This window comes from Acidithiobacillus sulfurivorans (assembly GCF_018853815.1).
Taxonomy (GTDB): Bacteria; Pseudomonadota; Gammaproteobacteria; order Acidithiobacillales; family Acidithiobacillaceae; genus Acidithiobacillus; species Acidithiobacillus sulfurivorans.
Map to the genome: position 1 here is coordinate 1 of NZ_JAAOMP010000112.1, position 841 is coordinate 841.

2 protein-coding genes are annotated in these 841 nt (G+C 54.5%); both read right to left on the reverse strand.

The window, feature by feature from the left end:
• Positions 1-348: 348 nt before the first annotated feature.
• Complete coding sequence (locus tag HAP95_RS09555; protein ID WP_215884003.1) at positions 349-696, reverse strand: hypothetical protein; 348 nt, start codon at positions 694-696, stop codon at positions 349-351.
• A 10-nt stretch (positions 697-706) separates the two neighbouring features.
• On the reverse strand, positions 707-826 hold the full coding sequence (locus HAP95_RS09560; protein ID WP_368356575.1) for an HU family DNA-binding protein: 120 nt from the start codon (positions 824-826) through the stop codon (positions 707-709).
• Between the last annotated feature and the right edge of the window lie 15 nt (positions 827-841).

Below are 841 nucleotides of genomic sequence, written 5' to 3' on the forward strand. Positions count from 1 at the left end.
ATACCGACAAGCCACGCAGGATGCGGCTGTCGCTCACGGCATTTCCAGATTTTCCCATCGATTTTCCTGGATGACACGCACGAGATTGAACAAGGTTTCTCGCGAAAAACCCCTCTGTTTATGCCCTTTTCTGCAGTTCCATACAAAATGACCCGGAGGTATTCGCGATCCGGCTCTTGCCGCAATGGGTCCACAGCCTCCAGTAGAGACTCCTGCACGATGGGATACCGCCGTATCTGTAAAGCCGGTATCTGCTCACCCGAATGGAGGGTTCTGCATCCTCATTAGGCGGAAGGGATCATTCTGGTGTGAGCGCCTGGCCAGAATCTGGGTCTTTTGAAAGGCGCCTCAATCCATCCGGGGCCGTCTACCCCGCCTGGGCTGGCCATGTTCTTTCAACAGGGATTCTCCACGCGCCTGCAGAACCTCCGCATCTTCCTGAAGGGCCTTTTCGATGGCGGCGATAAAATGTCGAGAGTCCCATTCCGGAGCCAAGGCCTGTGCCGCCCGCACAAAGCGCTTGTCCTGGTTCATTCTGTCCTTACGGGCTGATGGAGACTGCATCAGCCGTTTTTTCGCGGCCTCGATTCTGGCCATCGCCGCTTTCTGACGCTCCATAATCGCTGCCTGCTTTTTCTCCAGATCCGCGATTCGTTGTTCTGGGGTGCGACGCACCCGTTTTTGGCTTTCTGTCATGTTCTATCCTTCAGTGATTCACTTTATCGGCAAACTCTTTCCCCGCCTTGAACTTGATACTTTTCTTGGCAGGCACCTCAATTTCCTGTCCCGTAGCCGGGTTCCGCGCTTTACGCGCAGGTTTATCCACGATCTCAACAGAACA

Excerpts from the sequence above, each read along its gene's own strand:
- HAP95_RS09555 (WP_215884003.1), bottom strand. The coding sequence starts at position 696 with ATGACAGAAAGCCAAAAACGGGTGCGTCGCACCCCAGAACAACGAATC.